We start from the raw sequence: 6,872 nt of genomic DNA, 5'->3' as shown, positions 1-6,872 counted from the left end.
ACTACCATCTGTGTTAATCAGTGCAAATCTGTGCACATCTGTGGCTAGTTTTCGGGGCAGAATGTAATGATGTTATCACCGTATACAGCAGGTGACCAGGTTTGCGCTACCCTTATGTTCTACAGGCGGCAGTGTCAACTTCTCTGAAGATATCGGGCGATGAAGAAATTTTTTTGTGTTTTTTCGTGGTCTGCACCAAGAACTTTTTCCCGTCGGTTTTGAACATGACAGCTCCATCTAAGTCCGTCCGGTAGATTTTTACTCCTGAATCATTCAACAATTCCAGAGCCTTCAGAGACGGGTGTCCAAATGGGTTGCCTTCACCCACAGATATGACCGCCACCTTTGGGGATGCGGCCTTATAAAAAGCCTCGCTTAAGGACCCGCGGCTGCCGTGATGAGGCGCTTTGACCACCGTCGTCGGTTCGATCAGCTTCTTGGCAACCAACCGGTCCATAACTTCCCCATCAATGTCCCCGGTCAAAAGGAAACTGATGCGTCCGTACCGCAACCGCATCACGACCGAATCGCTGTTGTATGTGCCACGCTGGTTGGAGATCCGGCCCTCGTCGCTCGGTTCAGGGTAGAGAACGTCTATCGCCAGGTCGGGGTCCAGCCTAACCGCCTGCCCCTGTGAAAGTTCAACCACCTTCAGCGTCTTCACCTGTGTACCTGTTTGCAGTTCCTGGTAGTTGTATCCAGGCCAGGTTGTATCGCTTACTCCTAAAACCCGTGGTCGCATTTCCCTTATCACGGTCGATGCCCCACCGATATGGTCAATATCAGGGTGCGTTATCACTAACATATCGAGGCTCCTCAAGCCCTTTCTGGCCAGAGCCGGAACAACAACCTTTTCCCCTACGTCGTACAGCTGGTTACCGCCGCAGTCGACCAACATGAAACGGCCCTGAGGGGTCTTCACCAGAATCGAATCCCCCTGCCCTACGTCCAGAAAAGTTACCTCCAGCCATCCCTTGTCTCTGAACCCCGGTGTCACCAATAGTAGCCCCAGATAAACCACAAGGAGGAAGCAACTTAACGCTAACAGTCTTTTGTCGGTCTTGACCTGGGTCGAACTCAAACAAACTAACCCCGCGTAAAAGCCTATCACCGACCAAAAAGGCGGAGCAGCCACCCATAAGTAACTGCCAGGCAAACACGACAGCCATCTCGACATTTCCGTGATAACATCGACTGCGAGTCCAGCCGGGAGAAGAAAAACCGCTGCCAGTGGAGCAAACACCGTACTCACCAAAAATCCGATTAGGCCCAAAATCAAAGCCACCCCGGAAAGATAAGTCCCCAAAAAATTAGCCAAAAGAGAAGAGAGTGAGAACAGAGAAAAACTGTGAACAATCACTGGAAGCGTCGCCGCTTGTGCCGCCAGCGGGATGAGAATCGCGTCTACCACCTTACCCTGGTAAGGTATCATCTGACGCCAGGCCGGGTAAAGCCAGACCAAGCCCCAGGTCGCTAGAAACGATAGCTGAAAAGAAAGCTCGAAAAGCCATACCGGATTTAAGACAAGCATGATTAAACCTGATACCGCGAGGGCATTGGGCAAGTTGGGCTCTCGCCCTCCATAATAAGCGAGTAATCCCAGCCATGCCATCAGGGCTGCCCGTAACAACGAAACCGGCCACCCAGTTAAACACCCGTATCCTAGAACCAACACGGCTGCCAATACCCCTTTGGTTCTCCTTCTGAGCTTCAGCACTTCACCGGTCCATACCCCCATAAGCATTACAAACCCCACGTTCATCCCGGACGCTGCCAGGATGTGGGCCAGTCCCGTTTTCTGAAAATCGCCATAGTCCTGGGGATCAATCTCGTCGCTGGTACCCAGAACGATCCCCTTGGCAATGGCTGCTGTGGTTTTGGGCAAATAACGTTCGATTGCCGCTTCCCCTTTAGCGCGGGCTGACAACATTAAGTACTGAATAAAACTAGAACTACGACCGATTACCCGCAGGTCGTCCGGCTTCTTCACCGTCAGAATGTAGTAAACTTGGCGACGCTCCAGGTACTTTTTGTAGTTGAACTCTCCAGGATTGCCTGGCTCCCTAACCGTTTCAAGCTGGCCTTTTAAAGATAAATAATCCCCTTTCTGCACCGGCACCGCAGAACGCACTACAACACGTAGCCGATTCATCCCAGGTTGCCCGGAATTGACGTGCAAGTAAAAGCTGGTTCTATCCGGCTTAACCGCCGGAAAATCCGATACTGTTCCCGTAACTTCGACCCTTTTAGGGGTAGCCATTAAGGGAGGGACCTCCGGCACCCTGACACTCCAATAAAAAAGGCCGAAAGCGACTGCTCCCGCAAGGAGCAAACCTTCCCGCCACTTACCGGTGTAAACAAGGACAACTAAAATCATGCCGGCCCCTGCCCAAAACCAGGAGCTGTCATCGGTGCCGGCTACAAACAGTCCCAGGGCAAATCCGATGAAGAGCAGAACGTTAGGCTGGTTCACGATGCTTCTCCCCAGAAAACAACGTTAATAGCTAGACCGGCTTTTAGCGCACGGTTATCAGGTCTTTGATCTGCTCGTACCGCTTATCGCCAATGCCCGACACTTCCATTATTTCCTCGGGCGCCTTAAACCCTCCGTTTCTTTGCCGGTAATCTACAATCCGCTGGGCCAAGGCCGGGCCTATCCCCGGTAACCGCTGATCTAATTCGTTCACAGAAGCAGTATTTATATTGACCTTACCACCTGTATCAAAGCCTAAACTGTTCGCAGCGGTTGCGGTTTCAGGTAGTTTTTCCCCCAGCTTAGGAACCACTACCTTGCCCCCATCAACCAGGGTTTGTGCGAGATTGAGCTGGTTGATGTCTGCTTCCGCTGTAGGATGGGCCTTTTCCAGCACCTGAAACACCCTGTCGCCTGAGTTCATCTGAAATACCCCAGGGTTCTCGACTGCCCCGGTTACGTGCACAAATATGGGAACCGGCTCCTCTTTTTCTTCGACCGTCTTTTGGGCGGTTTCCTCTACCACCACTTCTTCCGTCTGCAATTCTTCGCCGCCGGCCCGGTTATGCCTGTAATCGGCGTACTTGAAACCGACAAAGAAAATAACAACAGCCGCAACTACCGCCAGTGCTTTCTTAACCCGAGCATCTTCTCCCAACACGATTATAACCCCCGATGACAGTCACGAAAAAAGATTCACCGGCAATACTTAGATATCGAAGCACTTGACCCCGCCAATTTCCCAGGTCTAGTCCCCAATACTGTTAACTTTAATTCTCCATACGTTGACAAAATCCTCCCTTTATCCCTGATATTTCATTTTGCTGATAAGAAATTTTTCATCTAGCGGTTGCCTTCCGCGGAGAAGTTGTCGGTAAACAAATCCCGTCATTACCCCGCTGGAATTGTGAAGAATTGCGGTGTTCCCTACCCCTCAGTTCTAATTCCAATAGCCTTTTCTTTAATTCAACTCCTCCCGGAGCTGTGAAACCGCCGAGCCCGTGCCGCGCCACTACCCGGTGACACGGTATTATCAGGGGACAAAGATTACGCTTCAACGCCTGCCCTACGGCCCTTGCTGCACCCGGCTGTCCCACAGCCCGAGCTACATCCGAGTAGGTTCTGGTTTGTCCGTATGGTATACAGCTAACCTGCTGGAGCACCCTGCGGGTAAACTCCGGGTACAAGGAAAAATCGACCTGGATACCCCAATCTTCGACAACTGTCCCTGCAAAGTATCCCTCTACTTTTTCCGTCACCGAAACAAACAAGCCCTGATCCCGAACCAGATCAGGGCCTGTTTTCTCGATAATCTCGGCAACAACGGCCTCCGGCGAAGGTAGAGGAAGCACTAAGAAACTGATGCGCGCACTATGCCCTGCTAAACCAACCCAACCCCACGCGGTTTCGAAAACGCTGTACCGCATGTTGCCCCCGCCCTTCCCTCACGAACACCGTTTACAGAACCTCTGTCCTTTTCTTAATCCAACTACTACCCGTTCTTGTTTCAGTTCACCACTATGTTGACCAGTTTACCCGGCACGGTTACGACCTTTCTCACCGTCTTGCCCGCTAGCATCTCTTGGATACGGTCTAAAGACATAGCAACGGTTTTCATTTCGTCCGGACCCGCACCCGAAGGAACCATCGCCCTTTCTCTCACCTTGCCGTTAATCTGGACTACTATCTCAATCTCGTCTTTAACCAAAGCTTCTTCATCGTACTTCGGCCACTGCTGTTGATGGACGCTTCCCTCGCCGCCTATTGCCTCCCACAGTTCTTCCGCTATATGAGGAGAAAACGGAGACAAAACCAAAACCAGCGCCTTCAAGGCCTCCTTGACCACCGCCAGGTTCTGATGCTCGTTATCTTTATACTGGTAAAGGACATTGACCAGTTCCATAATGGCGCTGATGGCAGTGTTAAAATTAAACCTTTTTTCGATGTCCTCGGTCACTTTCTTGATGGTGAAATGGGTTCGATACCGCAGCTCGCGGTCGGCCGCACTCAGATTCGAACCCGGAACATAAGGTTTGACCCCCCGTACCTGGTTCGAATATTCGGCTACCAAGCGCCATACCCGGTTCAAGAACCGGTAGCAACCTTCTACCCCCTGGTCGCTCCACTCCAGGTCTTTTTCCGGAGGTGAAGCGAAGAGAATGAATAGCCGGGCGGTATCTGCACCGTAGGTGTTGATAATATCTTCTGGGCTCACTGTATTTCCCTTAGATTTCGACATCTTGGCCCCGTCCTTCAATACCATTCCTTGAGTGAGAAGGTTAGTAAACGGCTCCTCACAAGAGACCAGCCCCAGGTCATAAAGTACCTTGGTAAAAAACCGCGAGTACATCAGGTGCAGAATAGCGTGCTCAACCCCCCCGATGTACTGGTCGACCGGCATCCAGTAATCTACGGCTTCCTTGTCCCAAGGCCTGTCTTGCACGTGAGGACTACAGTACCGGAAATAGTACCATGAGGAACATACGAAGGTATCCATAGTGTCGGTCTCCCTTTTGGCCGGACCGCCGCATTTTGGACATTCGGTGTTGACAAATTCCTCTACATAAGTAAGAGGAGATTCACCCGTCGGGCGGAACTCGACTTCGAGTGGCAGTATCACCGGTAATTTATCGTACGGTACGGGTTGAGGACCGCAGTTATCGCAGTAAACGATGGGGATAGGGGCTCCCCAGTACCGCTGGCGGGATATGAGCCAGTCGCGCAACCGGTAGTTTACGGCTCGTCTCCCAATGCCCAGAGCCTCCATCCATTCAATGACTTTCTGCTTGCCGTCCTCATTGCCCAGCCCGTCAAACTGGCCCGAGTTAACCATGACCCCCCCTCCCTCATAGGCGGCGGTCATAGCATTGGGATCCAGTGGCATACCCTCAGGCTCAATTACCACCCGAATCGGAAGACCATACTTGCGTGCGAATTCAAAGTCCCTTTGGTCATGGGCAGGAACTGCCATTATAGCCCCGGTCCCGTATTCCATCAAAACGTAATTAGCTATCCAAATCGGTACCTTTTCCCCATTTGCCGGATTTATCGCGTAAACCCCGGTAAAAACCCCTTCCTTCTCCCCTTCCGTCGAAGTACGGTCGATCTCGTTCAAAAACTTCATCCGATCTATGAACTCATCGACCGCTTGCTGGTACGGGGTGCCGCGAGTAAGCTTTTCCACCAAGGGATGCTCAGGAGCAAGCACCATATAAGTTATTCCGAAAACGGTGTCAGGCCTAGTAGTAAAGACCGAGACAGTTTCATCCGAGCCGTCGATAGCCAAAGAAAACTCGCAGCCTTCGCTGCGTCCAATCCAGTTCTTCTGCATTATCTTGACCTTTTCCGGCCACCCCGGCAACTTGTCAAGGTCGTTAAGAAGGCGCTCTGCATAATCGGTAATCTTAAAAAACCACTGTTCCAGCGATTTCTTCTCTACCCTGGTGCCACACCGCTCGCAATCCCCGTCCACTACCTGCTCGTTGGCCAGCACGGTGGCACAGGACGGGCACCAGTTTACAGCGGCCTTCTTCTTGTAAGCCAGCCCGTTTTCGTACAACTTCAAAAACAGCCACTGGGTAAACCTGTAGTACTCGGGCTTGCAGGTAGCAAACTCTCGGGTCCAATCGTAGCTGATGCCCATCGACTTCAACTGCCGCTTCATGTTTTCTATGTTGGAATCGGTCCAGATGGAAGGGTGTATTCCGTGTTTGATGGCTGCATTTTCGGCAGGCAGCCCAAAAGCATCCCAACCCATAGGGTGCAGTACGTTGTAGCCGTTCATGGTCTTGAAGCGGGCCACAACATCGCCTATAGCGTAATTACGCACATGCCCCATATGTAGGTTTCCAGAAGGGTAAGGAAACATCTCGAGGTCGTAATACTTGGGCTTGGTCTTGTCTTCGGTAACAATGTAAAACCCGTTTTCTTCCCAGAAGTTCTGCCACTTGGCCTCAACGGTTTTGAAGTTGTACTTGCTCTCCATAAAAACCTCCTTAAAGCTTGAGGTTGTAATAACTACAAAACCCCCCGCCCCGGTGAAAGGGACGAGAGGTTTGCTCCCGCGGTACCACCCTCATTGACAAAATAAATGGTGGAGCTGGCGGGAATCGAACCCGCGACCTCCTCCATGCCAAGGAGGCGCGCTCCCTCTGCGCCACAGCCCCATCTTTTGCCCGCTTACAGCTGATAACGGAATCCCTCCGGTGCAGGCTACCCTCAGCTCACCCGCACAGCTCCCCGGCGAGTTCGGCTCTGGTCTGTGCTGCCTTGCACCTTCCGCCAGCTCTCTGTTACAGGGACCAAGGCCTACTACTCCGGTTCACAGCCTGTCCTTTTTTCGACTTGCAAGAGCAATTATATGATACTTGCAAGAGTTAGTCAACTTCTTGTACTAGTT

At 51.8% G+C, this 6,872-nt stretch carries 4 protein-coding genes and 1 tRNA gene; all 5 read right to left on the bottom strand.

What is annotated here, in order from left to right:
* Positions 1-112: 112 nt before the first annotated feature.
* Positions 113-2,473, bottom strand: coding sequence for a DNA internalization-related competence protein ComEC/Rec2 (locus HPY90_RS14450; RefSeq protein WP_287195541.1), 2,361 nt, complete (start codon positions 2,471-2,473; stop codon positions 113-115).
* Between the two features lie 43 nt (positions 2,474-2,516).
* Positions 2,517-3,134, bottom strand: coding sequence for a helix-hairpin-helix domain-containing protein (locus HPY90_RS14445; protein WP_273699313.1), 618 nt, complete (start codon positions 3,132-3,134; stop codon positions 2,517-2,519).
* Positions 3,135-3,312: 178 nt separating this feature from the next.
* On the bottom strand, positions 3,313-3,900 hold the full coding sequence (locus HPY90_RS14440; RefSeq protein WP_287195540.1) for a methylated-DNA--[protein]-cysteine S-methyltransferase: 588 nt from the start codon (positions 3,898-3,900) through the stop codon (positions 3,313-3,315).
* 80 nt (positions 3,901-3,980) lie between these two features.
* Positions 3,981-6,458: a leucine--tRNA ligase gene (gene leuS, locus HPY90_RS14435; RefSeq protein ID WP_287195538.1), complete on the bottom strand. Its 2,478-nt coding sequence runs from the start codon at positions 6,456-6,458 to the stop codon at positions 3,981-3,983.
* A 106-nt stretch (positions 6,459-6,564) separates the two neighbouring features.
* Positions 6,565-6,639: transfer RNA gene (locus tag HPY90_RS14430), tRNA-Ala, on the bottom strand.
* Between the last annotated feature and the right edge of the window lie 233 nt (positions 6,640-6,872).

Origin of the sequence: Syntrophothermus sp. (assembly GCF_013314835.1) — a bacterium.
Lineage (GTDB): Bacteria > Bacillota > Syntrophomonadia > Syntrophomonadales > Syntrophothermaceae > Syntrophothermus > Syntrophothermus lipocalidus.
Note: the sequence above shows the minus strand (reverse complement) of the source record. Positions and strands in the feature narration are given on the sequence as shown.